25 protein-coding genes are annotated in these 25724 nt (G+C 40.6%); all 25 read right to left on the reverse strand.

What is annotated here, in order from left to right; translation table 11 throughout:
* Positions 1-27: 27 nt before the first annotated feature.
* The 25 genes from fliG to QPX86_RS14705 all read right to left on the reverse strand — a co-directional run bounded on the left by fliG (position 28) and on the right by QPX86_RS14705 (position 25663).
* Complete coding sequence (fliG, locus tag QPX86_RS14585) at positions 28-1074, reverse strand: flagellar motor switch protein FliG (protein WP_220754730.1); 1047 nt, start codon at positions 1072-1074, stop codon at positions 28-30.
* Positions 1064-2683 (reverse strand): flagellar basal-body MS-ring/collar protein FliF, encoded by a 1620-nt coding sequence (fliF, locus tag QPX86_RS14590; protein ID WP_220754753.1) that lies wholly within the window; start codon positions 2681-2683, stop codon positions 1064-1066. Before fliF ends, fliG begins: the two co-directional genes overlap by 11 nt.
* 109 nt (positions 2684-2792) lie before the next feature.
* Positions 2793-3134: a flagellar hook-basal body complex protein FliE gene (gene fliE, locus QPX86_RS14595; RefSeq protein ID WP_220754729.1), complete on the reverse strand. Its 342-nt coding sequence runs from the start codon at positions 3132-3134 to the stop codon at positions 2793-2795.
* 208 nt (positions 3135-3342) lie between these two features.
* A complete protein-coding gene (locus QPX86_RS14600; RefSeq protein ID WP_285163077.1) occupies positions 3343-4692 on the reverse strand; it encodes a sigma-54-dependent transcriptional regulator in 1350 nt (449 codons plus the stop codon).
* Positions 4685-5962, reverse strand: a complete 1278-nt coding sequence (locus tag QPX86_RS14605) for a sensor histidine kinase (RefSeq protein WP_259651355.1) — start codon at positions 5960-5962, stop codon at positions 4685-4687. The genes QPX86_RS14600 and QPX86_RS14605 overlap by 8 nt, the downstream gene beginning before the upstream one ends.
* 147 nt (positions 5963-6109) lie before the next feature.
* Positions 6110-7540: a sigma-54 dependent transcriptional regulator gene (locus tag QPX86_RS14610; protein WP_259651354.1), complete on the reverse strand. Its 1431-nt coding sequence runs from the start codon at positions 7538-7540 to the stop codon at positions 6110-6112.
* A 445-nt stretch (positions 7541-7985) separates the two neighbouring features.
* On the reverse strand, positions 7986-8390 hold the full coding sequence (gene fliS, locus QPX86_RS14615) for a flagellar export chaperone FliS (RefSeq protein WP_220754727.1): 405 nt from the start codon (positions 8388-8390) through the stop codon (positions 7986-7988).
* Positions 8391-8402: 12 nt separating this feature from the next.
* The gene (locus tag QPX86_RS14620) at positions 8403-8723 is read right to left on the reverse strand and encodes a hypothetical protein (RefSeq protein ID WP_285163078.1); all 321 of its coding nucleotides are present in this window, start codon (positions 8721-8723) and stop codon (positions 8403-8405) included.
* Between the two features lie 10 nt (positions 8724-8733).
* Positions 8734-10101, reverse strand: coding sequence for a flagellar filament capping protein FliD (gene fliD, locus QPX86_RS14625; protein ID WP_220754725.1), 1368 nt, complete (start codon positions 10099-10101; stop codon positions 8734-8736).
* Between the two features lie 62 nt (positions 10102-10163).
* Positions 10164-10568 carry a flagellar protein FlaG gene (locus tag QPX86_RS14630; protein ID WP_220754724.1) on the reverse strand — a complete coding sequence of 135 codons (405 nt, stop codon included), beginning with the start codon at positions 10566-10568 and terminating at the stop codon, positions 10164-10166.
* Positions 10569-10680: 112 nt separating this feature from the next.
* Positions 10681-11499, reverse strand: coding sequence for a flagellin N-terminal helical domain-containing protein (locus QPX86_RS14635; protein WP_220754723.1), 819 nt, complete (start codon positions 11497-11499; stop codon positions 10681-10683).
* A gap of 236 nt (positions 11500-11735) precedes the next feature.
* The gene (locus QPX86_RS14640; RefSeq protein WP_285163079.1) at positions 11736-12554 is read right to left on the reverse strand and encodes a flagellin N-terminal helical domain-containing protein; all 819 of its coding nucleotides are present in this window, start codon (positions 12552-12554) and stop codon (positions 11736-11738) included.
* A gap of 251 nt (positions 12555-12805) precedes the next feature.
* Positions 12806-13627: a flagellin N-terminal helical domain-containing protein gene (locus QPX86_RS14645; RefSeq protein WP_220754721.1), complete on the reverse strand. Its 822-nt coding sequence runs from the start codon at positions 13625-13627 to the stop codon at positions 12806-12808.
* A 103-nt stretch (positions 13628-13730) separates the two neighbouring features.
* Entirely contained in the window at positions 13731-14933 is a 1203-nt protein-coding gene (flgL, locus tag QPX86_RS14650) for a flagellar hook-associated protein FlgL (RefSeq protein ID WP_285163080.1), read from the reverse strand.
* Positions 14934-14944: 11 nt separating this feature from the next.
* On the reverse strand, positions 14945-16879 hold the full coding sequence (flgK, locus tag QPX86_RS14655; protein WP_220754719.1) for a flagellar hook-associated protein FlgK: 1935 nt from the start codon (positions 16877-16879) through the stop codon (positions 14945-14947).
* Positions 16879-17991: a flagellar assembly peptidoglycan hydrolase FlgJ gene (gene flgJ / locus QPX86_RS14660; RefSeq protein WP_220754718.1), complete on the reverse strand. Its 1113-nt coding sequence runs from the start codon at positions 17989-17991 to the stop codon at positions 16879-16881. The genes flgK and flgJ overlap by 1 nt, the downstream gene beginning before the upstream one ends.
* Before the next feature lie 17 nt (positions 17992-18008).
* A complete protein-coding gene (locus QPX86_RS14665; protein ID WP_220754717.1) occupies positions 18009-19124 on the reverse strand; it encodes a flagellar basal body P-ring protein FlgI in 1116 nt (371 codons plus the stop codon).
* Between the two features lie 10 nt (positions 19125-19134).
* Positions 19135-19809: a flagellar basal body L-ring protein FlgH gene (gene flgH, locus QPX86_RS14670; protein WP_220754750.1), complete on the reverse strand. Its 675-nt coding sequence runs from the start codon at positions 19807-19809 to the stop codon at positions 19135-19137.
* A gap of 25 nt (positions 19810-19834) precedes the next feature.
* Positions 19835-20623, reverse strand: coding sequence for a flagellar basal-body rod protein FlgG (gene flgG, locus QPX86_RS14675; protein WP_220754716.1), 789 nt, complete (start codon positions 20621-20623; stop codon positions 19835-19837).
* 11 nt (positions 20624-20634) lie between these two features.
* Complete coding sequence (flgF, locus tag QPX86_RS14680) at positions 20635-21378, reverse strand: flagellar basal-body rod protein FlgF (protein WP_102528995.1); 744 nt, start codon at positions 21376-21378, stop codon at positions 20635-20637.
* A gap of 220 nt (positions 21379-21598) precedes the next feature.
* On the reverse strand, positions 21599-22963 hold the full coding sequence (gene flgE / locus QPX86_RS14685; RefSeq protein ID WP_220754715.1) for a flagellar hook protein FlgE: 1365 nt from the start codon (positions 22961-22963) through the stop codon (positions 21599-21601).
* A 104-nt stretch (positions 22964-23067) separates the two neighbouring features.
* Positions 23068-23838 carry a flagellar hook assembly protein FlgD gene (gene flgD / locus QPX86_RS14690; protein WP_285163081.1) on the reverse strand — a complete coding sequence of 257 codons (771 nt, stop codon included), beginning with the start codon at positions 23836-23838 and terminating at the stop codon, positions 23068-23070.
* 24 nt (positions 23839-23862) lie between these two features.
* Positions 23863-24279, reverse strand: coding sequence for a flagellar basal body rod protein FlgC (gene flgC / locus QPX86_RS14695; protein ID WP_220754713.1), 417 nt, complete (start codon positions 24277-24279; stop codon positions 23863-23865).
* Between the two features lie 2 nt (positions 24280-24281).
* Complete coding sequence (gene flgB / locus QPX86_RS14700; RefSeq protein ID WP_102528991.1) at positions 24282-24680, reverse strand: flagellar basal body rod protein FlgB; 399 nt, start codon at positions 24678-24680, stop codon at positions 24282-24284.
* A 149-nt stretch (positions 24681-24829) separates the two neighbouring features.
* Complete coding sequence (locus tag QPX86_RS14705; RefSeq protein ID WP_285163082.1) at positions 24830-25663, reverse strand: CheR family methyltransferase; 834 nt, start codon at positions 25661-25663, stop codon at positions 24830-24832.
* Between the last annotated feature and the right edge of the window lie 61 nt (positions 25664-25724).

Genomic DNA, 25724 nt, shown 5'->3' on the forward strand with positions numbered 1-25724 from the left:
TTCGATGAGAGTGCCTTGTCGTAAATATTACAAGAATTCTTCACCACCACCACCGCCAAGCATAATTTCACCACTATCACTTAAGCGACGAGCAATTGCGAGAATTTCTTTCTGCGCCATTTCAACTTCACTGATCCTGATTGGACCCATTGCTTCGAGATCGTCTCGTAATAGTTCGCCAGCGCGCTTAGACATATTACCGATAATTTTATCTGATAATTGGTCATCAGCTCCTTTTAATGCTTTCATCAGTACATCTTGCTGCACTTCGCGTAGTAAGACTTGAACACCGCGATCATCAACATCTAGCAAGTTTTCAAACACAAACATAAGATCTTGAATTTGTTGCGCCATTTCTTCATCAGACTCACGCATAGTTTCCATTATTTGGCTTTCAACACCTGTATCAAGGAAATTCATAATATTAGCAGCAGCTTTAAGGCCACCCATTTTCGCCGCTTGCGCGCCGCCTTGGCCAGCAAACTGTTTCTCCATAATATCATTTAGCTCTTGCAGTGCGGCAGGCTGAACTTCTTCTAAGTTAGCAATACGCATCATCAGATCTAAACGAGTATTTTCCGGAAACTGGCTGAATATTTCAGCGGCTTGATCAGGCTCTAAATAAGATAAAACAATGGTCTGAATTTGAGGGTGTTCGTTTTGAATAATGGTGGCAACTTGGCGCGCATCCATCCACTTCAATGAGTCTAGGCCCTTAGCACCGCTGCCCATAATAATTTGTTCAATTAAATTGCCAGCTTTGTCTTCGCCAAGTGCTGCAGTTAAGGCTTTTCTGACAAATTCTTCACTATTAAAGCCAATAGATGAGAACTTTTGAATTTCCTCAAGAAATAACTTATGTACCCCGATGACTTTCTCTTGACCAAAGTCCTCCATGGCCGCCATCGACATACCCACTTTCTGAACCTGTTTAGGCTCTAAGTGTTTTAAAATTGAAGCGGCGTCAGCTTCACTTAGACTTAACAGTAAAATAGCCGTTTTTTCAGTACCGGTTAAATCATCAGGGTTAAACCCTTTAGTAGCCTCTGCTACTGCAACGTCATCATTTGCCATCGTCTTGTAACCAACTCTTAATTACTTGGGTAGAAAGTTCAGGTTCATTTGCTACTAAAGCCCGAATTGATTTAATCATATCATCATCTTTATGCAGATTAGGTATTTGAATTGAGCCATCGTCTGCATAACTGTAATCAGCTTGATTAGTATTAAGCATCCCTAAAGTGTCTGCTGCATATTGATCTTCAATCTCAGCAAGCTCATGACCCAAACGTGCTTCTTCAGGCATTTCAACATCATTTGTTTTCAGCAATTTATTCAGCATAGGGCGAATAACAAACAATATGAGCACTAAAACTAAAAACGCACCGAGTACCAGTCTGACAGCGCGCCAGAACCAAGGCTGCTCCCAGAGTTCAGGCTCAGGTAAAGCTTCAATAAGCTGATCCATAAATGGTACTGTCACTACTTCTAAGGTATCCCCGCGCTGACTTGTAAAGCCCATTGCACCTTCTAGCAAGCGTCGAATATTTGTCAATTCTTGTTCGGTTCTCGGTATTCTTGTTACCACACCATTTTCATCAACAGGCCCTGGTTTATAATCAACTGCGACTGACACACTCACTCGTCTAACCTGCCCAACTTGCTGACGTGTATGACTAATAGTGGTATCCAATTCAAAATTTCTTGTGGCTTCGCGGTGACTATCTCCGGTTGTTGAAGTTGTTTCTGCTGCTCCGGCTTCTTGAGGAATATCAGATTCCATTGGCGGCTGGTTTGATAATGCCCCAGGTATACCGCCCATCGATTGACCAGATGAATTACGCTCAACTGTCATTTCACTACGAATCGCAGGTAAATCTGGCGAGAAACGCTTAGCGGTTTGCTCTACCGCGGTAAAGTCCATGTTGACGTCAACTTGAGAAGTGAAATTCTCAGGGCCTAAAATCGGCATTAAAATTGAGTCAACTTTATTGCGATACTCTGATTCTTTCTGTTGAACCAGCTCTTGTTCACGACGGGCTCTAGAAGAAGCCGCATCTTGGCTACCTGAATTGAGTAAACGCCCATTTGAGTCAGTAACGGTAACTCTCGTAGGATCTAAACCTTGTACAGCAGAAGCAACAATATCAACTATCGAATCGATTTCTTCTTGCCCTAGACTACCGCGACGAACACTGACAACCACTGTCGCACTTGGCTTTGACTTGTTGCGCGCAAATACATTCTCTTTTGGTAAGGCTAGAATCACTTTGGCGCGGGTAACACTTTTTAGCTCTTCAATCACTCTCGCTAAATTAACTTCTTGGCTTTGCTTTAAACGGGCTTGTTCCATTCGTTGGCTCACACCAAAACCGCTATCTTTGCTTAAATAATCTGTTGGTTGGCTTGACGCTTCTACACCCGCACGACCTAATAATAATTTCACATTTTGGTATTTGTCTTCAGGAATACTAACCACATCACCAGAAATTTTATAAGCAATTTTATTTTTATCCAAAACGTCCAGTACTTGGATCATTTCGTTAGTTTCCATTTGCCCTAAAGGTCTAAACTCTGGTTCTTGCGCCCATATCATCATAAATACAGCCAATACTAAACACACGGCTAATGCCAAGATCATAGTAATTTGACGCATAAAATCAGCACTACCAAAAGAACTCATCAAACCAGGTTTATTCTCCTGCTGAATCCCTGTGCCACTCACGGTATCTGAATCTAATACGAGGTCTGTACTCACAATAATTACCTACTTTCTAATCTAATAAAGAGGCCTAAACAGGCATGCTCATAATTTCTTTATAAGCTTCTACAAGCTTATTTCTTACCTGTACTGTCGCTTCAAAAGCCACACCAGATTTTTCTCGAGCAATTACGGTATCTGATAAGGTCACAGTCGAGTCCCCCATTTCTAAACGGGTGGCTAAGTTGGCAGAGTTTTTTTGCAACTCTGTCACACCACCAACCGCCTGAGAAAGCAATTCTCCAAAGTCAGCACCTGAAGTATTGCCAACTTTTTGGATCATTTCCGGTTGCATTGGAGAACGAAGATTAGGTGAAATTTCACCGCGAAGAGATTGCATCTCTTGTAAGAAAGGGTTCGAGCTAATCTGCATTGTAATCTCCTATTCGTCGGATAATTGACGACTAAAAACCAGTTACAATAGATTTAGCAAGTAAGATGCCAACAATCGAGTTAAGCCTACAGATGATGTTGATTTGTCATTTAGATGGGACAGTTTGGCTAGCAAATAACCAACAAACCTAATCAGCACATGATTAGGTTCGTTAAATTAAACTTAAAAGAATTTATACAAGCACTTTCTATGCGGGCACCTGAATGCCCATATCGCGCATTTTTGCCATTTTATAACGTAAGGTTCTTGCGCTAATACCTAGTTTTTCAGCCACGTCTTTACGGCTACCATTACATTGGTTTAACGTCTCTAAAATAATGACATGCTCTTGCGCTTTTAACTCTCCACCTAAACCGTCATTTTCAGCAGCAGTTTTCGACTGCTTCGGTTCAGGTTGTTGTAAATCAACTTCACTGGAATCTAGGATAATATCATTGGTTGAAATGCCATCCCCTGAGTGAAGGATAAGCGCTCGTTGAATAACATTATCAAGCTCACGCACATTACCCGGCCAGCGATAAGTCAATAAACGCCTGCATGCGACTTCATCTAAAGCTGGAGTTGGAGAGATATTGGCGTTTTTAGCATGTTTAACCAACAAGTGACGCGCCAAGGGTAAAATATCAGCAGGACGTTGATTTAATGCTGGCCAAGTTAGTGGAAAAACATTAATTCGATAATATAAATCTTCCCTAAAACCTCCAGCAGCGACCATTTCTTTTAAATCACGATTTGATGTTGCCAAGACTCGCACATCTAATGAGATGGTTTTGCGACCACCTAAACGTTCAACTTCGCGCTCTTGCAGCACCCTTAACAATTTAGCTTGTAAGCCTAATTCCATCTCTGAAATTTCATCTAATAAAATGGTGCCGCCTTGGGCTTGCTCAAACTTACCTGGACAAGCTTGATATGCGCCAGTAAACGCGCCTTTTTCATAACCGAATAACGTGGCTTCAAGCATATTTTCAGGAATTGCAGCACAATTAATAGCTATAAAAGGTTGTTCTGAACGGGTACTATTTTGATGTACATAACGTGCGAGTACTTCTTTACCTGAACCACTTGGCCCCATAATCATAACTGATGCATCAGAACTTGCCACTCGTTGTGCTATAGACAGTAATGCCAAACTTTTATCGTCAGCAACCACTGGTTGATCTAGATTTTGTTTCAATGGTAGATAGCGTGACACTTGATTTAGTAGGACTTCTGGCGCAAAAGGTTTTGCTAGATAATCTACAGCACCTAATTTTATCGCACTGACAGCACTGTCAATTGTGGCGTAGGCTGTCATTAGCAATACGGGAACTTTATTATTTTGTTGCTGTAAGTAATTAAGCAATCCGATCCCACCAATGCCTTCCATTTGCACGTCACTGATCACCATATCAAATTCAGCTGATTTTAACGCAATAATGGCATCTTCAGCAGAAGCAACATCGACACATTCATAGCTTGCTAAAAGCAGTGTATCAAGCAAGGCCTCACGTAAAGATTCATCGTCTTCAACGAGTAAGAGTTTTGCTTCAACCATGTGATGTCTCCACACCTGTCAACTTTGCAGTTAAAGGTTCACTATTAATAGATTCTTTCGCGGCAAGTTCGGCCGCTTGTGGTTTTATTGCTTGATAAATCGGAAATGAAAGTCTTATCAAACACCCTTTATTAGGTTGTGATGAAACTTGTACTGTCCCATTATGGTTTCTAACCACGGTTTGCACCACAGCAAGTCCTAAGCCGGTTCCTTGACTTTTAGTGGTAAAAAATGGCTCCAAAATTTGTTGCTGCATTTCCGCAGCTAACCCTTTGCCATTATCAATCACATCGATATGAATATGAGTACCTGATGAAGCCGTGATAATCCTAATTTCAGTTGCATTAGCTTCCAAGCTATTCATCACTAAATTATTAATTGCAGAACTTAACGCATTTCCATTCGCTAGTATTTGCTCGTTGCTATTGTTGAAGTAATTTAGCTTACATTGTTTATTCTCTGCAATGGGTTCACAACTTGCTAAAACAGGTTCAATAATATCCTCTGCTATCATAGGTTCAGAAGCATCATCTTGTTTATTTTTTGCCATTAACAACATGTCATTCACTTGACGCTCAAGCTCATTTAATCTGTCAACTAGCTTAGTTTGAAAGCGTTTTCTAGCAGTATCGTTTAGTTTGGGACTCGCAAGGTTTGATGCGTACAACATCGCAGCGGACAATGGCGTTCTCACCTGATGTGCCAACGTCGCTACCATCTTACCTAGCGCTGACAAACGTTGCAGATGAGACAAGTTCTTTTGCAATAGACGAGTCTCGGTTAAATCGGTTAAGACTATTAATTGCCCAGGTTCAGGCGTTAGAGGAGTAATAGCGAGTTTTACTCTCCGACCATTTCTAAGTGAGACTTCATGTCCGTCGTCTTCTTGAGGAGAGAAGGCACGATTAATGATATCGAACCATTTAGCCCCTTGTAATGGTCGGCCTAGAAGTTCAGTTGCTACTGGGTTAGCCAAAGTGACTAAGCCATCGCCATTAATAATCACAACCCCAGATGGCATTGCTTGAAGAATGTGTGCCATTTGATTCGACATATTCGCCGCCTTTTGCGGTGTTGAACGTCCGATATGTTCAGCATTATCTCTGTTAACTTCCGTTTTGACGGTTGCAGAACGAATAACGAAACTCTCAGATTTTTTAGAGACGTTTCTATTACTATCATTAGAAAGTTGAACCTCTGTACTCATAGCTTCAGCTAGGGAGCTTGGCTCTACCATAGTTTGTGCTGAACTGCTGTGCCCGAAAAACATAGCCACTCCGTCAAAATATTAACTCTTAAAAGAGCTAATGCATTTGATGTGCCAAAATACTGATTAAGAGTATAGCTTATGATTTTCGAACATAAAAAAAGCATGCCATTTGGCATGCTTTACTGTAACAGTTAATTGTAAAAACGGTTAATCTTTGCCCATTCCATACTTTCGCATTTTTTCAACAAGTGTTGTTCTTCGAATGCCCAGCATTTCAGCAGCTCTAGCAACCACATTATCTTGTTGTTCTAGTGCCTGGCGAATCATATCTATTTCTAATTCGGCCAACAAATCTTTAAGATTTACACCCTCTGGCGGTAATTCACTTGGAAAGCGTGTCTCAGGAATTTCAATCGGTTCATCATCGTTGAAAATTGACGCTAATGCATCGCGTTCCTGTTGTTCTTCACTAATTTCAACACAGTATTCAGGTACATCTATGTAACGATATTTTCGAGGTAAGTCATTAACATCAACAAGACCACCTGGAAATAAAATCGTTAATCTTTCAACTAAATTCGATAGTTCGCGGACATTTCCAGACCAGTTATGTTCCTTTAATGACTCTATCGCGCGTTGAGTGAAACGGATTTTTCCGCGGCCTTCATTAAATACTCTGCTGACGAGTTCTTGTAATAATAGTGGCACATCATCACGTCGCTCTCTGAGTGATGGCATTTCAATAGGAAACACATTTAAACGATAATAAAGGTCTTCACGGAATAAGTTGTCGGTAATCATCGTTTCTAAATCTCGATGAGTCGCCGCAACCACTCTGACATCGGTAGTAATGGTTTTTGAACCACCAACTCTTTCAAAAACCTTTTCCTGCAAAACACGCAGTAATTTAACTTGCATTTGCAGCGGCATATCGCCAATTTCATCTAAGAATAAGGTACCATTTTCTGCTAGTTCAAAGCGCCCTTTACGAGTCGATATAGCGCCTGTGAAAGAACCTTTTTCATGACCGAAAAGTTCACTTTCTAGCAACTCAGGAGGAATAGCACCACAATTGACTGGAATAAAAGGCCCATCACGACGCTCAGACATATAATGAATATTACGCGCGACCACTTCTTTACCTGTACCGGATTGGCCCAACACTAGCACTGTGGCATCAGAACAAGCAACTTGACTTATTAGGTGGCGAACATTGGCAATGCCTTCGCTTCGTCCAACAAGAGATCTAAATAACTTTGTTTGGTTCGCGCTAGTGGGTATTTGAGGTTGTTTGGCTTGACCATATACCTGACAAAAATGAAGTAGCTCAGTTAACTGTGGATAATTAACCGGTTCATCGATTGTACCTAGAATATTGGCGCCATTAATATCTAGAGAGCCAATTAACAATACAGGTTGCCAAGGTATTGAAGACTGAACATCTTTAATAAATTCAGCAGGAACAGATTCAGTATCAATGACCAAAGCTCTGAAACGAGATTCGCGTGTTAACGAAGCAAGGTCATCTGTCGTAATGACATGATATTTTTCATCTAAGAATTCAAAAATACAACAAAGACGAGATACACGCTCAGAAGGTTCAGCAACAATTAAAATTCGTTGTTCTATTTGCATCATTCAGAAGGCCAAAGCTCTAGTTATTAGTTATTCAAGGTCATATTCATGTTACAGGCTCTATCTCACCCCAGAAATCAGAGGCTCGACTTGAATATTTATTAAGCTGCTATATTTATTTGTGTCAAGTGACACAATTATAATATAAACATTAACATAGCAGAATGCATACTCATATTTTTTAATCTTTACTTAAATATAGCTAAACCTGCAATAAAGTTTAAACGAATACTCAAAATTAAATATTGTATTATCAGAGCAGGAGAATCAAGCATCACATGGCATTATTCTACCATGCTGTTGATTTAAGTCACTAACAGCTCATTTTATATGCAACAGTTAACGCAGACTTTCGAGTGTAGCTGCTTTTCTGCTAGCTTTGAGTTTTAAGCTCACTAATAAAAAAGACGCCTATGGCGCCTAATCAAACTTAGAGTAACAAGCTTTATCAGCTAGCTTCTGAAGTCATTTGATGCATATCTTGGGGAATAGCATCCCAACCTTCTTTAATGGTTCGCAGAATGCCTGTTACATCATCAATGGCTTTTACATCGTTATTCATATTGGCTTCTGAAATACGGCGTAACATAAAGTCATATAAATCACTCAAATTACTGGCTACGGAGTCTTTTACATCCATGTTCAAGCTATTATTTAGGCCATTAATAATCCCAATGGCTTTATTGATTGCAACACCTTTGCCTTGTAAATCTTGAGTTTCAATTGCGTAGCGACTTTGAGCTAAACGCAATAAAGCACCATCGAACATCATTTGAATAATACGATGTGGGGAAGCAACAGCAATCTCACTATCTAGAGATACTTTGCGGTATGATTTTATTGAGCCTCTCATAGGTCACCTTCGCTACTTATTTGAATCGATTGACTGATATACATTTATTTGGCGCTGATTTTTCTTTCTGGCCTGAAGCAAAGATTGAATATGTTGCTGCAATTTAAACACTTTCTTTTCAAACAATTTTCCGAGAGAAATTTGCTCTGTTAGCATTTTCCTTTCATGTTCAACATTGTCAATTTTCAGGTCGTCGAGTAAAATTTGACGCTCTCCAATAAGTACAAGCAAGTTAGATACCAACTCGTCAGAAGCTTCATTTTCGGACGGAGTATTTTCAAGAGTATTCAACACCTCTTCTATCTGTGCGTTTTTATCTGTTAGTTGTTTCATATACATTCAGTTAACTACTTGGAACCGAACCAGGAAGCGAGTTTAAACGTTCAACTAGTCCTGAGCTCTGCTCATTTAATTGAGCAACCACTAGGTCCATCGCATTAAATTGTTTAAATAACCTTGCTTCTAACAATTCCATTTTCAACGAGAAAGCTTCCCGTTGATCATCTAAACGGCTTTTCTCACTTGTCAAACTGTTGTTACGTGTATCAATTAATCCACCCGTTTTTACATAACCTTCAACAACCGAGTCAAGACTACTGGCAATACCTGTATCAGGAGTCGTGAATAAGCCTTCAACTAAGCTCATGTTCTCACTTAATGCAGTATCAAGCTTTTCACTATCAATAGACATTTTACCGTAGCGATCTGTTTCAATCCCTATATCATATAAAGCAACCGACTGACCGTCGACATCGACTCGGTTACTGATCATACTCCGCATTTGAGACTCAATCGAGCGGATCATAGAGTCGCCTTGCAAAGCTGCTGCTTCTTCATTTTCTACATCGTACTTTGACATATCACTAATTGACGTCACCAAAGTATTATAAGCATCAACAAACGCCTGAATGTTCTCTTTAACCAATTCATCATCTTGTTCTATTTTCAATGTTGATGTTTGAGATACATCCGCACTTGTTAGAGATAGTGTTACACCTGCAATGGCATCTGTTACTTCATTTGATTGTGAAGTCACTTTTTGCCCATCAATGTACACAATGGCATCTTGTGCATTTTGCAGCGTAGTGAGATTTCCCGTCCCAAACATATCATTAAGACCTGTACCTGCTGTATCAGTCGCTGATACTGATACTTGGTTATCTGTACCTGATTCATCAGAGCTAAATACGAGTCTGCTACCAGCATCACTTTTAATAATCGTTGCTGTAACACCAACATTATCAGAAGCACTATTAATCTTGCTGGCGATATCTTCAAGTGAATCAGTCGCTTCAACATCAATTGAAAATGCTTCACCATTAACCGATAAATCAAGGCTGCCCGTTCCCACCCCAAGACTTGGATCTGCAACATTTGTTCCTGCCACTTTATGTGAAGAAGCAAGTTGTTCAACTTGAATTTGATAACTACCTGATTGTGCATCTTTACCGGCTTCAGCACCAAAATAAATACTATCGCCTGTAGACACTTTTCGAATATTTAACGCTTCAGAATCTGTTAGTTTTTCTAGTGCATCTTGAAAAGTCGACAATTTACTTTTTAATGATCCAATAGCAGAAACTTTGGCATCAATTGTGGCTTCATTTTTATCAAACAAAGCTTCTTTTGGTAGTTTTTCAGCGTCAACTAACACTCCAACAATCGTGTTGATATCTAAGCCTGAGCCAATACCCGTTGCTGTTAATGCCATAATGTCCTCTCAGATATAACTTTCAGGTTAATTTATCAAACTTTGTAAGACAAAAAGTTGATTTATGCCTCTGTATTAAGCAATAAACCTGCCACCTCAGCCATTTTTTTAGATAGTTCTAGTGCTTCTTCATTTGGGATTTGTCGGATAATATCACCCGAATCGATATCCATCACGCTAATCACATTCTGCCCAGAATCTTCATCTAATTTAAACGCTAATCCTTTTCGGACGAGTGAATCAATATTGTTCAACTCTTCTGTAAACTCAGCTAGTTTTTCATCTTTAGCTTTTTGATTAATTATAGCTTTATCTGCCAGTTTTTCAGATTGTTGTTCAGTTTTAGATAATTCAGACACTTTCAATTGTGCTTTTTCTGCTTGGGCGTTGCTGTCAGTAAGTTGACGGGTTCCCAAATTATCAATATGCGTATTTGCAGCACCTGTTAAATTGATATCTATCGCCATGTCTTACCTCCAGATTTTGTAATCTATTTAAATCAGTTTGGTTTTAACAACAAAAGGGAGACCACTTAAGATCTCCCTTTTAAATTGTTTTACTACTGTTTGACGAAGTCAATTATAAAAGGGATAGTGCAACTTGCGGTAGCTGGTTAGCTTGAGCAAGCATTGAAGAACCCGTTTGCTGTAATACTTGATTTTTAGTCATTTCAGCTGTTTCTTTAGCAAAGTCTACATCAACAATACGTGATTTAGCATCAGCAACGTTTGCTTGAGTATTAGCACTGTTAGCAATGTTGTGAGCTAGGCGATTTTGTTTCGCACCTAAATCTGCACGTTGATTATCAATTGTCGTAATAGCTGCATCAATAGCGGTAAGCGCAGCAGTTCGATCACCTGCAGATGCATTATCTAAAGCACCAACAGCTAAAGAGCTAGCATCAGTTTTTAATACTGTGATACTAATTGTTTCGCCCGCCTGATGACCTACTTGGAAGTTTTTACCTGCTGCAAAACCACCACTCATTAATTTAGTATCACCAAAAGCAGTATTATTACCAATTTCAGTAATTTCTAACGCTAACTCATCCATTTCCGCTTTAATGGCATCTAAATCTTCAGCGCTATTTGCACCATTCTCAGATTGTACAGTCAAGTCACGCATGCGCTGAAGCATGTTTGTCTGCTCTTGCATCGCACCTTCTGCAATTTGAGCAATTGAAATCGCATCATTTGCGTTACGCATACCCACTTCTAAACCATTGACTTGAGAGTTTAAGCGATTTGAAATTGCTAAACCAGCAGCATCATCCTTTGCACTATTAATGCGTAAACCACTAGATAGACGTTCCATTGAAGTTGCTAAATTTGAACTTGAAGCATTTAAGTTCTTTTGCGCTTTCATTGACGTTACGTTTGTATTAACTGTAATTGCCATAATTTAAGTCCTCTTCACCTGGTTTTAAATCTTGCCTGCTTATATCCAGGCTCGTCTTTTAAGTTACTAATTATGTAACGGCAGCAATTTAAATTACTTTAGAAGTTTTTGAATGTTTTTTCAGCAGCTCAAACTTGAACTTCTTCTTCGACAAAAACAAATTTCAAAAATTAAAAAACCTCACTTGTCATGGCAAATGAGGTTTTCATAAAGTACCTTTATATTGCTAAATGGGTTTATAACAATGAAAGTGCAACTTGTGGCAATTGGTTTGCCTGTGCCAGCATCGAACTACCCGTTTGCTGTAGTACTTGATTTTTAGTCATTTCAGCTGTTTCTTTAGCGAAATCCACATCTACAATACGCGATTTTGCATCTGCGACATTTGCTTGGGTATTAGCACTGTTTGCAATGTTATGGGCAAGTCGGTTTTGTTTTGCACCTAAGTCTGCACGTTGAGTATCAATTGCTGTAATTGCTGCATCAATCGCAGTTAATGCAGAGGCACGGTTAGCAGATGTAACATTCGTTAAAGCGTTAACTGAAAGGCTAGTTGCATTAGTTGTTTCAACAGTGATTGAAATTGTTTCTCCAGCCTGGTGACCTACTTGGAAGTTTTTACCACCAGAGAACCCACCTGCCATCAACTTGGTATCACCGAAGGCTGTATTGTCACCAATTTCAGTAATCTCCAATGCTAACTCATCCATTTCAGCTTTAATTGCAGCTAGATCATCATTACTATTTGCACCATTTTCAGATTGCACAGTCAAATCACGCATACGCTGTAGCATGTTTGTTTGTTCTTGCATCGCGCCTTCAGCAATTTGAGCGATTGAAATTGCGTCATTGGCGTTACGCATACCCACTTCTAAACCGTTAACTTGAGAATTCAAGCGATTTGAAATAGCTAAACCCGCTGCATCATCTTTTGCGCTGTTAATTCGTAAACCACTTGATAAACGTTCCATCGATGTTGCTAAGTTCGAGCTAGAAGCATTTAAGTTTTTCTGCGCTTTCATTGACGTTACATTGGTATTTACTGTAATAGCCATAATTTGATTCCTCTTTACCTGGCTTTAAAACTTGCCTGTCTTTATTTCCAGGCGGGTCTATTGGGTTACAAATACTTTAACGGCAGCAAATTTAGATACTTTAGCTTTTTTTGAACATTTTTCGTTCAAAACCTTAGTATATTAAAAATCAATAACTTACAGAAACAAAAAAGCCATATTTATCTTAAATAAGAAAATATGGCTTAATTTAATGACTAACGAATAAGTTGCGTATTAGCTTAACTCGTTTATTAACCTAATAATGATAGCGCGACTTGTGGTAATTGGTTAGCTTGAGCCAACATTGAACTACCCGTTTGTTGCAACACTTGGTTTTTAGTCATTTCAGCTGTTTCTTTAGCAAAATCAACATCGACAATACGTGACTTTGCATCTGCAACGTTTGCCTGAGTATTCGCACTGTTAGCAATATTATGTGCTAATCGGTTTTGCTTCGCACCAAGGTCCGCACGCTGTGTATCAATGGTTTTGATTGCCGCATCAATCGCTGTTAATGAAGCTGAGCGGTCACCAGCAGATGCATTATCTAATGCACCAACCGCCAGTGAACTAGCATCTGTTTTTTTCACGCTAATAGATATTGTCTCACCCGCTTGATGACCCACTTGGAAGTTTTTACCTGCAGAAAATCCGCCAGTCATTAATTTAGTATCACCAAATGCCGTGTTATGACCGATCTCACCAATCTCTAAAGCAAGCTGATCCATTTCAGCTTTTAGCGCTGCTAAATCTTCAGTACTGTTTGCACCGTTTTCCGATTGTATCGTCAAGTCACGCATACGCTGCAACATGTTGGTTTGTTCTTGCATCGCACCTTCAGCAATTTGAGCAATCGAAATAGCATCGTTAGCATTTCGCATACCAACATCTAAACCACGAACCTGCGAGTTCAAGCGGTTAGAAATTGCTAAACCGGCAGCATCATCTTTTGCACTGTTAATACGTAAGCCACTTGATAAACGTTCCATCGAAGTGTTTAAACCTGAAGTTGCGGTATTTAAGTTTTTCTGCGCTTTCATTGATGTAACATTGGTATTTACTGTAATAGCCATTTTAATTCCTCATTCTTAGTTTTGTTGCCAAGACTTTGGAGCTTGGCTAAATTTTACAATTTAACGATGGTTATTCTTGTTAATTACTCTATGCATAAAATTGCTAGATATAATCAAACAATGAAATTGAACCCACTTTGCCGAATACACTCGACACGGCATTTAATGCCAGTTGCTGTTTCTCAAATTCTGTAATAGCAGCGGCATAGTCCAAATCTTCAAGCATGGATAGCGCACTATCGTTCACAATTTTTTCTTCAGCGTGGTTGGTAGAAATACTTTCTAAGCCTTTCAAGCTATTGCCTGCAATACTCCTTGCCGCACTGACTTGATTTTGACCACTATCGATATTATTCAATAGCTGTGCCAACTTTGAACTTCCTTGCGGAGTATTTGCTAAAGATGGGTCTTCTAGGAGTGCTATGGCCTCATTCATACTGTCTAAAATACTGACAGTCTCTTGAGGTTCCATGGTAAAAGAGTCGCCTGCGACCGGGGATCCAGACAGTTTCACTTCTATGCCATTAAAGCTCACAGGATTATTTGGATCAAAATTGGGTACAGTAGAAACTACCGCGCCGCCAGAATCTTCAATTTGTAAATCAAGCACGCCAGCATTATCGACAAACTTAAAGGTATAGGTATCTTCAATATGTGCAGCTGAATCAAAAATAGCCGCCTTTTCAACAGTGAACTCGCCTTGTTGGGATGGCAAATAATTGACGCCATAATCACCTAGAGGGTTTAAGGCATTCATAAACACAGTATCACCTGGCACATTTGTTCCTATAGTGACACCTGAGGCAACAACACTTTGCCGCACACCGCTATCGCCGCTATAAACTATTTGGCCATTACTATCAAAAGCAAAAGGTGGATTATTGGTATCGTTACCAGCAAAGATATAATTCCCCGACTCATCACGGGTATTTGCGATAGACATGAGTTCTTCTAGGCTACCGCGCATTTCATCGGCAATCATTTGCCGCTCATTTTGTGCCAAGCTGCCGTTCGCGCCGCGTTGTAGTTGCTCACGCATACTCGCCATCAGAGTCTCGGTGCTGCCAAGCTTACTTTCACTTAAACCTAGATGTTTTTGAGCGTAATCTATATTTTTGACATACTGATCAACTAATGAGTTTTTCTGCCTTAAATTATCAACACCAATTGCTGCAACAGGATCGTCACCCGCGGTATTAATCTTTTTACCACTAGCAAGTTGTTCAAGGATTTTATTGGTTGCCGACTGTCCTTTGGAGAGACTCGTCGTATTCTGGTTAAACATTTGTGCAGTTGAGATACGCATGACTAACTCTCCTAACGAACCGAACTAAGCAATGATTCAAACATTTGCTGAGCTGTAGACATTATTCTGGCGGAAGCTTGATAAGATTGTTGAAAACGCATGAGGTTTGCCGCTTCCTCATCTAAATTGACCCCTGACTCACTTTGTACTCGGTTATAAGCTTGCAAATAAACCGCTTCATTTGACGAAAGTGAAACTGCAGCAGCTTTAGTTTGGCTGCCGATATCTAATTTACTGCCCTCAAAAACACCCGCTAATGTTGTCGAACCGCCATTCATTAATTTGGCATCAGATAGTTTCGCCATTTCAACCATATTGCTGTTATCGCCTTCAGCAAAAGACAAATCGAAGGTGTATGTGTCAATCACGCCACTTGTTGAACTGTCATCAATTTCAAAATCAAATCCATAAGGGGTGCTGATTTGAGGTGGAGTAAATGCAGTAGGCCCACCAACGGCAGCTCCAGTTGAATCAAAAGCTTGATAGGTATTAGTGACAGTATCAATTTGAAACGTTAATTCACTGTCAGTAATTGGGAAATTAGGGTTGGTTCTATCAATACTGGTCAATTTTACGCTAGTGTCGCCTGAATTCGTTGGCTCAGCAGTAATTTGTGGCCCAGCTGCTGCAATACCTTTGGGGTCGGTCATCACCACCCCTATACCGGCAGCTGCGCCTGCGTTAGGTCTAATTTCAAAGGTATCGCCATCAGCAAAACCTGCAGGGACTGAATCAATTTGAATAGAGAAACCGTCAGCACCAGTTAATTGGTTGTTAACAGCATCATAAGTTAACGCCTGCACATCACCTGTTTTAGTATCTTTTAACTCATAGGTCGAAGGTGCAGTAAATGACAATTCATATGAACTTCCTGTTAATTGACTGACGTCATCGATGTTGACTCTTAATTTTGCCGTACCAGTATTACCTTCGTATTCACCAACACGACCCGCTGCCATGGTAGGATCATTGATATCAGTAAAAATGTTTTCACCAAGCTCACCGTTTAAATCAAACCCTTTAGACTGCATTTCGTTAAACGCATCTGCAATACCGAGTGCTAACTGACCTAGTTCCTGGTTGACAGGTATTAACGTTTCATCTCTAAATTTGAAAAGTTCACCGAGCTGCCCGCCTAACTTTGACCCATCAATGACTAATGTTTGATTGCCTGTAGAAGTCGTTAACCTCACTTCATTTGGATAAGGATCGCCAGTTGTTGTCCCCACTTGCATGGCTACTTCGCCAGAAACAAGCATCACCGAGCCACCTAACATGACACTTTTACCACCGTTATCTAGTGGTATTACATTCACTTCAGAGTATTCACTTAGTTCAAGGATCAATGCATCTTGTTGATCAAGTAGCTGACTATCTTGATTACCACTTTTCATCAACTCTAGATTGATATTTGCCAGTTCATTACTAATTTCATTAATACGATCAGCTACGGCGCCAATTTGACTGTTGGTTTGCTTCATTTGTGAATCAAGATGTGATTGCATTTGATTCAAGCTTGTCGCTGTTTGCTGCGCAGCGCCTAACATGCTGTCGCGCATTCCAAGATCGGTTGGTAAATCTGCCACACTGTTAATACTGGCAAAAAAATCATTAAGTCTGTCAGGTACCATAGAACCAATTTGCGAGTACAACTGGTCCATTTCATTCATTTTGGTATATCGCGTTTCAGCGCCACTCATTGCAGTTTGACCAATCCGCAACTCACGGGCTGCAAAGTCGTTATAAATGCGTTTTACATCGGATACATAAGTACCTTGGCCATAAAAACTACTACCAATTTTTTGAGATTCTAACGTCGATTGCTCGGCAACTTGGCGGTGATACCCCACTGTATTGGCATTAGCAATATTATTACTGGTCACCCCCATTTGAGATTGAGCAGCCAGTACACCCGTTCGGGCAATATTCAGTAAATCAACAGCCATTAGTTAGTCTCTCCTGGTAATACAGACTTAAGTCCATTGGTCACTGACTCCATCACTTTCAGCACCTTTTGTGCATATTGAGGGTCAGTGGCATAACCGGCTTTTTGCAATGCATTAATAAACTTGGCAGGTTCTGCTGCCACTTTTTTAGCTTCTTGATACCGTTCGCCATTTGAAATAAATGACACAAAATCATTAAAACTTTGTTCGATGTTGTCATACATCCTAAAATCTGCTTTTTGCTTCACTGCAACCCCTTGTTCATATTCAAGGGTATTAACAGAGGCTTTATCTCCTTGCCAACGTCTATCAGCCTTAATGTTGAACAAGTTATTACTTGCGCTGCCATCGTTACGGCGGATCATCTTTTGACCCCAACCGGTTTCAAGAGCCGACTGAGCTAACAACACTTCAGGAGTTGTACCCAATGCTTTAGCGGCTTTTTCAGCATGAGGGTATAACACAGCAACAAAGTGCTCTGGATTTTCAAATTCGTTTGGTGCTTGATTCAATGATTGCGGCAATTGATTGCCACTAGAGGCAACTGAAGTCACAGCTTTACCGGCCAGAATTTGCTTAATCGCAGCTTCATCAATCGCATCGTGATTTGACGATAGTTGCTGAATATTGATATCAGGCTGCTGGCTAGTATTAGCCGCTGCATTCATTGATTGAAGTGGCGATTGAAATGCAGATTGCTCTAATGGGGAGTTAGTATTTGGGCCAGTTTTGTCATCGAACATCGCATGACTGATTTTCGCATCAATATCACCACGTAGCACAGATGCAGGTTTAAATGGGGTATCTTGCGGAGATAACTGCTGAACCATTAAATCAGCAATACCCAGCATTCCCTTATCAGACAAGTCCACCGACATTTGTTGATCACGCATGTTTTCAAAAAACTCGGTGGTTTGGCTATTCATCGGACTATCGGACTTAAAAGCAGCATTGGCATCTCGCATGCTTTTCATTAGCATTTGAATGAAGATGCCTTCAAACTGCTTTGCGACTTCTTTAAGTGCCCCTTTCTCGTCCTTCTGGGCTTGAGAACGTAATGAATCTAGTCCTCCTAGATCCAGAAAGTGCGATGAATTTGACAGCTTTTCCATAGTCGTACCGACAATTTTTAGATGATGATAAGTTCACCATGCAAAGCGCCTGCCATCTTTAACGCCTCTAGTATTGCAAGTACATCAGAAGGGGCGGCACCAACCAAGTTTACCGCTCTAACTAGCTCATCTAGGGTCGTACCGGGGTCAAATAGGAACATACGGCTATCAGCTTCTGCAACATCAATAGTACTGTCAGTAGTGACAACGGTTTGACCATTAGCAAAAGCATTAGGCTGGGATACCTGTGTCGCTTCAGCAATCGTAACCGTTAAGCCACCATGCGTAACCGCAGCGGGCATCAATTTAACGTTTTGCCCAACGACAATGGTGCCAGTACGAGAATTAACAATGACTTTTGCCGACTCACTTGCAATCTCTACTTCAACATTTTCAAGAGTAGCTAAAAATGACACCCGCTGGGATGCATCACGTGGCGCACTGACTTGAATAGAAGTACCATCAAGAGCACGAGCCATGCCTGGGCCTAAAAAACTATTAATGGCATCAGCCATACTTTTCGCGGTAGAGAAGTCAGAACGGTGTAGATTAAAGGTTAGATGATCGCCCGTTGCAAACGGCGACATAACGCTGCGTTCCACCATGGCTCCACCAGGAATACGGCCAACGGTTGGTGTATTTTGAATGACTTGCGAGCCATCTAAACCTTCAGCACTAAAACCACTAACGACTAAACTGCCTTGAGCTATGGCATAGACATTACCATCAACACCTTTCAAGAATGTTTGAAGTAATGTGCCACCGCGTAAGCTTTTGGCTTCACCAATACTGGAAACCGTTATGTCAAGATTTTGACCGGGTTTGATAAAAGCAGGCATTTCAGCATGCACTGCAACCACTGCCGCATTCTTGGTTTTTGGACTGACGTTATCAGGAAGGTTGATACCAAAGTTTTTCAACATGGTTCTAAACGTTTGTTCGGTATAACGGGTTTTCTCGCCTGTTCCGGGTAAACCTACTACTAGGCCGTAACCAATTAGCTGGTTACTACGTACCCCTTGAACATTGGCAATGTCTTTAATCCGTTGAGCATGACTTGGGGCCGATAACGACAGTGTTGCAACGGTAACAGCTGAAATCACTGCACTGATAAATAATGATTTAATCTTCATGGCATACTCCTTAGAAAGGCCACCACTCGCCCATGAAGAATGAGCTTAACCACCCTACTTTTTGGACATCTGCAAAGGTGCCTGTGCCACTGTATTGAATCCGAGCATTAGCAACTCGAGTTGACTCAACTGTATTTTCTGGGGTGATATCCTGGCTACGAACCATACCTGTGACACGAATAAACTCGTCACCATTGTTAATCGAAATCCATTTTTCACCACGAATAACTAAGTTACCGTTACTCAATACTTGCATGACATTGGCAGAGATACTGCCATCTAAACTGTTTGATTGATCGGCATCTGACTCACGCTTGGTATTCATTTCATCTGAGTAACGTAAGTCGAGCGGTACCCCTTTGATCGTGACATTGCCTCCACCGGCATATATCGGATCTACACTTAAATTCGAGTCTTTCTTAATTTCGTTGTTGGCGCTTTTTTTAGCTTGGGTCGACTCATTAAGTAGCACAGTAATAATATCGCCAACTTTATGGGCTCGAATATCCGAATATAAACTCGACGATTGATGATCAATAAAAATAGACCCTGTTGACACCATCTTTGTCGGCGGCGCCTCTGGATACACTGGTGCATAAAATGGATCATCAGGGATAGGTTTTTGCTGTGTCGAGCTACAACCTGCCAATATAATTGCTGATGCTAAGACTAGATATTTATTCATCATCCCTTCTCCTAATCATCAAACGCTATAAGTTTTGTGTCACGTAAGACATCATCTGATCGACAGCTGAAATCACTTTAGAATTCATTTCGTAAATTCGCTGACTTTGAATAAGATTCACTAACTCTTCAGTCACATTTACATTTGACGTTTCCAATGCACCCTGTCGAATAGCACCTAAACCATCTAGTGAGGCAGTACCCTGGATTGGTGTTCCACTTGCACCCGTTTCGGTATAAAGGTTTTGCCCCAATGGATCTAGCCCTGATGGATTAATAAAATCACTCATCGAGAGTTGACCGACAACAGTACTTTCCGTCGCGCCAGATAATTTTACTGATACTTCACCTTCGGCTGAAACGGTAATCGATGTGGCATCATCAGGAATAGTAATTGACGGCTGCAATACATAACCAGAACCCGGTGTAACTATTTGACCATTTTCATCAAGACTGAACTGACCATTACGAGTGTAAGCTGCTGTGCCATCAGGCATTTCAACTTCAAAAAAACCTGGTCCTTCAATCATCAAATCCAAAGAGTTATCAGTGGTGAGCATATTACCTTGGGTAAACATCTTTTGAGTCGCGACCACTTTGGTACCCGCACCAATGTTTAAGCCATTTGGCAATTTAGTGTTATCAGCACTAATACCACCAGCTTGATTAACCGTTTGGTAAAGTAAATCTTCAAATACCGCGCGGCTTTTTTTATAGCCAACGGTACTCGCATTTGCCACATTGTTAGAAATAACTGCAATATCGGTTTGTTGGGCGTCTAGGCCAGTTTTACTTATCCATAAAGCGGGATGCATAATAATTACTCCTAACTAATTCTCATTAAAGATGACGAGGCGCGATCAAGATCTTCGGCATTTTTCATCATCTTCACTTGCATTTCGTATTGACGTTGAATATCAATTAACGCCACCATTTCCGATACAGCATTAACATTGCTGCCCTCAACCGCCCCACTTTCGACAGTAACATTAGGGTCATTGGGTGCATTTAAACCCGAAGTCAGTCTGAATAAGCCATCTTCACCACGCATCATTTCAGCGTTATCTGGATTAACTAATTTAATTCGTGCAACTTCTTCAATCACATCTGCAGTTGCGCCCTGCGGTCTTACTGAAATAATGCCATCAGGTGATATTTGAACTTTATCGATAGGCAGCGGCAGTACAATTGGTCCCGCTTCACCCATCACTGGATTACCACGGCCATTGGTAAGTAGCCCTGTACTGTCAAAACTTAGACTTCCTGAACGGGTATAAGCTTCACCGCCTTCTTTACTTTGCACCGCAATCCAACCTTGATCTTTAATCGCAATATCTAAATCACGACCAGTTGTTTTAATTGGGCCAGAGTTAAAGTTATGCCCAGGACTTTCAGTCATAGCAAACACACGCGTTGGTAAACCTTCGCCAAACGCTTGCATGGAGCGAGCTTGAGCTAGATCAGCTTTAAAACCATCAGTATTGGCATTAGCTAAATTATTGGCACGAACAGCCAAAGCATTCATATTTTGCTTTGCTCCACTCATGGCAACATAAAGTAGTTTGTCCATTTGCTGCTCCGTCAAACTTTTTACATAACAAAAGATATACACAGAACTAGCAATCAATGTGCCAAAACACAAAAGGAGCATCAATAAAGGCTAACAAAATGAATTTAAAAAGAAATGAAGTATAAAGTGATAGAAATGAAAGGAGGAAAGAACAATAAAATGGCAAAGAGTTGCCATAGTGGCAACTCTTTGACTAGCTAAAATCGTTGATACATACGATTTAGCGGATTTGAAGAATTGATTGGTTCAAGGTGTTATTCACTTCAAGCGTACGCGAGTTAGCTTGGAAGTTACGTTGAGCAGAAATTAAATCAACCAACTCCGTTGTCAGATCAACATTAGACTGCTCAAGTGCTGAAGACCGAATGCCGCCAAATGTACCGCTATTCGCTTCACCCGCTAGTGCGGCGCCAGAATCTAAGCTCGCCTTCCAAGATGTATTACCTACTTGAGTTAAACCTTGTTCATTAGCAAAACGAACCAAAGCAACTCGTGCTAACGGCTCTGTTGTACCATTACTGTAACTTGCTGTTACTAATCCATCTTCACCGATTCCAACATTAGTTAAGCGACCTACAGTAGTACCATCTTGGGTTAACTCAGTCACTTCAAATGGTGATGCGTATTGCGTTGGGTTATTAAATCCAAGTGTGATTTTCTGGGTCCCATCAGCGCCAGGACCTAAAACATTGGCGCCGTTTACACCCAGCTCTACCGTTTCAACTGTGGTAGGGTCAGATCCAGTATAAGCACCAGCATCATTGAACTTTAATACTGAGCCTTTCCAACCTGAGGCATTTTCTGCTAATGCTGTACCATCAGCAATGCCATCACCAGTTGTATCAACGCCATATGAACCACCATTGGCTTGGTCTATGTCCACTTGCTTGCCATCAACCGCGTAAAAAGCAACCCAGTTACTTTCGCCGGTGTAAGCCCCATCAGTCGGCTTAACAAAATAAGTCGTCATGATATGAGACTCACCTAACGAATCATATATCGTTACAGAAGTTGAATTATTAAACGTGTCTGGATCATTCGGGTCGAAGTTAGCAGGATCTAATGTTGACTCACCCACATTTAAATTCATTTGCAAGCCAACATTACTGGTTTGAACTGGGCTACCTGCGGTATCAGGGATTTTAATCGGTACCGTACTCGATAAACTCACTGAAGTAGAGTTACCGTCAGCATCAACAGGGAAACCTTGAAGATAATTACCTGCAGAATCCGTCATAAAGCTTTCAGAGTTAACTTTGAAAGCGCCAGCACGGGTAAATGAATGATCCTGTGTGCCCACTTCAGAAGCTGTGACAAAAAAACCACCGCCACTGATTGCCATATCAAGTGAGTTACTGGTGAACTGTAAACTACCTTGCTGGAACTGCTGAGCAACTTGAGTCGTTGTTGCACCACCACCCACTGCTGTTTTACTGTTAGAAAAGATAGAATTAGCATAAACATCAGCAAATTCTGCACGCGACTCTTTAAAGCCGATAGTGTTAACGTTAGCAATGTTATTTGCTGTGGTATTGAGATCTTTTTGAGCAGCGGAAATACCACTCAAAGCAATGTTAAACGACATAATTTACCCCTTCTCTTACTAATTCTATTTGTTTTTAATCGACAGTATTCTGACAACTATCGCAATTTAGTTTTTAAGCTTGCCATTATCTAACTTGCCTTAAATTAACTTTCAGCTACTGCAAGTACGTCTGATAATTGAATACCGCCAATACCACGAAGATTTAATATTGCACCAGTTGTTACATCACCTAATGAAACACTGGAAACGTGAGCGTAAGTCGATACCGCTAAATCTTCTGATGTGCCATCAATTTTACCGTTCGCTTTGATGGCATAGTTTCCTTCAGCAACGGGCTCACCATTCTTATCAAGACCGTCCCATGTCACATCGATGTTCCCGCCCGCAGATCCATCAACTTCAAATGTTCTAATGACTTGACCCGTTTCATCTTCGATATTGACAGTAATGCTATCAATCGGAGTTGGCGTACTGATCACCCCTTTGACTTCAGAGCTATCAGTGCCAATATGGCCTGTATCAGACGGAATAAGTACTTTCTGTCCAACAAGGCCAGATGCCTGCAGTGCTTGGCTAGAGCTGGTTAAGGTATTGAGGTTTAGAATCTCTTCATTTAGCTTGGCAATACCATCTACCGTCGAGAAGGATGCCATTTGAGAAATCATTTGATCATTTTCTACTGGTTTAAATGGGTCCTGCATAGACAACTGCTGACTCAATAATGCAAAGAAATCTGATTGAGTCAGTTCCTGACTATTAGGTTCAGGTGTTTCAGCTGCTTCAGCATGCTGAACACTGTCTAAATAAGCATTACTACTCGTTTCAGTTTGCGTGGTGTTAGAAGCTATACCAGTAGAACTCGCTGACTGGGTTTGCGGCAAACTTTGACTACTGTAAGGATTAACGAGGCTCATTTGTTACCTCCAACAAAATTCATATTACTTACCCATACGAAGCGTTTGTTGCAGCATCGATTTTGCCGCATCAGCCACTTGGACATTCATTTGATATGACCGAGAAGCAGAAATCATATCTGCCATTTCTTCCATCACATTCACATTCGGTTTATAAATAAATCCGTCACCATCAGCCATTGGGTGATCAGGAGAAAACTCCTTTAACAACGGTTTATCACTTTCAACAATGCCTTTAACGCTGACACTGTGAGAACTATTCTGTTGACTGGTTGCTTTAGCCATTTCAGCTTCAAAAATCGGATGGCGAGACTTATAAGTTTGCTCAACGCTACTTGAGACAGAATCAGCATTAGCAATGTTACTGGCAGTGGTATTAAGTCGTACCGATTGCGCTGACATACCAGAACCTGACACATTAAATATATTAAAAAGACTCATAATTAATCCCCTCTAATCGCTTTACGCATGCCAGAAAATTTACTTTCCAGAAATCCTAGTGACATTTGATACTCTAATGAGTTTTGCATAAACGCTGCTTGTTCTTGCTGGGAGTCAACGGTATTGCCATCACCTGTATCAGGTTGATTAGGAACGCGGAACTGAACATGTTCTTGGCTAAGGGCCTTTAAATCGAAATGTTTGTCAGTTGTTTGACTCATCTGTAGCCCTTGCTGATGTGAACGAGCACTGTTCATTGCAGATGCAAAGTCGACATCACGGGCCTTATAGCCTGGCGTATTTGAATTGGCGATATTGCTTGATAGCACTTCAGCCCTTTGAGCGCGTATACCCAATGAGTATTGATGTATCCCCAAACCATTTTCAAAATTAATCGCCATAAAATTGCCTCCATCAGCTAACTGAGATGAATAAAGCAAAGGCTGTGCCAAAAAAATGTAGAAATAACCTAGGAAAGGATAAAAAACAAAATGCCAGCGAATGCTGGCATTGGAATATATAAAAAACCTTTAATTACAAAACGTTGAAACTAAGTTTTCTTTTGGTAGTAAATACCTGGATTACATCGAACCATATTGAATTCATCAGTTAAGCCTGAAATAGATTCTGACGCTCCTAAAAATAATATGCCGTTAGGGTTTAGAGCGGCAGCAAATTGCCGCAGTATTTTAGCTTTTGCCTCAGGGGCAAAATAAATCAGTACATTACGGCAGAAAATAATGTCGTATTTGCCAAGTAAGCTATAACTTTCTAGCAAATTATGAGCTCTAAAATTCACTAAACGCTTAACATTATCTTTAATCTTCATATTGCCAGAAGGCAATGGATCAAAAAATTGCCTTTTACGCTCAGGGGATAAACCACGGGCTAATGCCAAACTGTCATATTCCGCATTTTTACAGCGCTCGAGCATTGAGGGTGATAAATCTGTCGCTTGAATTGTGGCATTACCTGGCAATGCGCCCGGCTTACGCTGTTGATACTCAAGAATAGTCATTGCTAAAGAATAGGGTTCTTGCCCTGATGAACACGCCGCTGACCATATTTTTAACGGTCGGCCTAGACGACTATATTCTGGCAATAAAGTATTGTGCAGTAATTCAAACGGGTATTTATCTCTAAACCACAATGTCTCATTCGTGGTCATCGCATCGATAACTTCTGCTCTTAATTGTCTTTCTGTGGGCTTCATCGAACGTTTAACCACTTCAGATAATGAAGGAAGATCATACTTCCCCATTAAAGGTGCTAAACGACTTCTTACTAAATATTGTTTATTATCACCTAATACAATGCCGCTGTGCTGCTCTAAAAAGAGCTTAAACTGATTATATTCTGCTTCAGCGAGTGATTTATTAGTCACATTTACACCCTATTATAAAGAGATTGCCCTTGTGGCCATCTCAGTGTGAACCGGTCACTTA

This window comes from Shewanella goraebulensis (genome assembly GCF_030252245.1).
In the GTDB taxonomy this organism is placed as follows: Bacteria; Pseudomonadota; Gammaproteobacteria; order Enterobacterales; family Shewanellaceae; genus Shewanella; species Shewanella goraebulensis.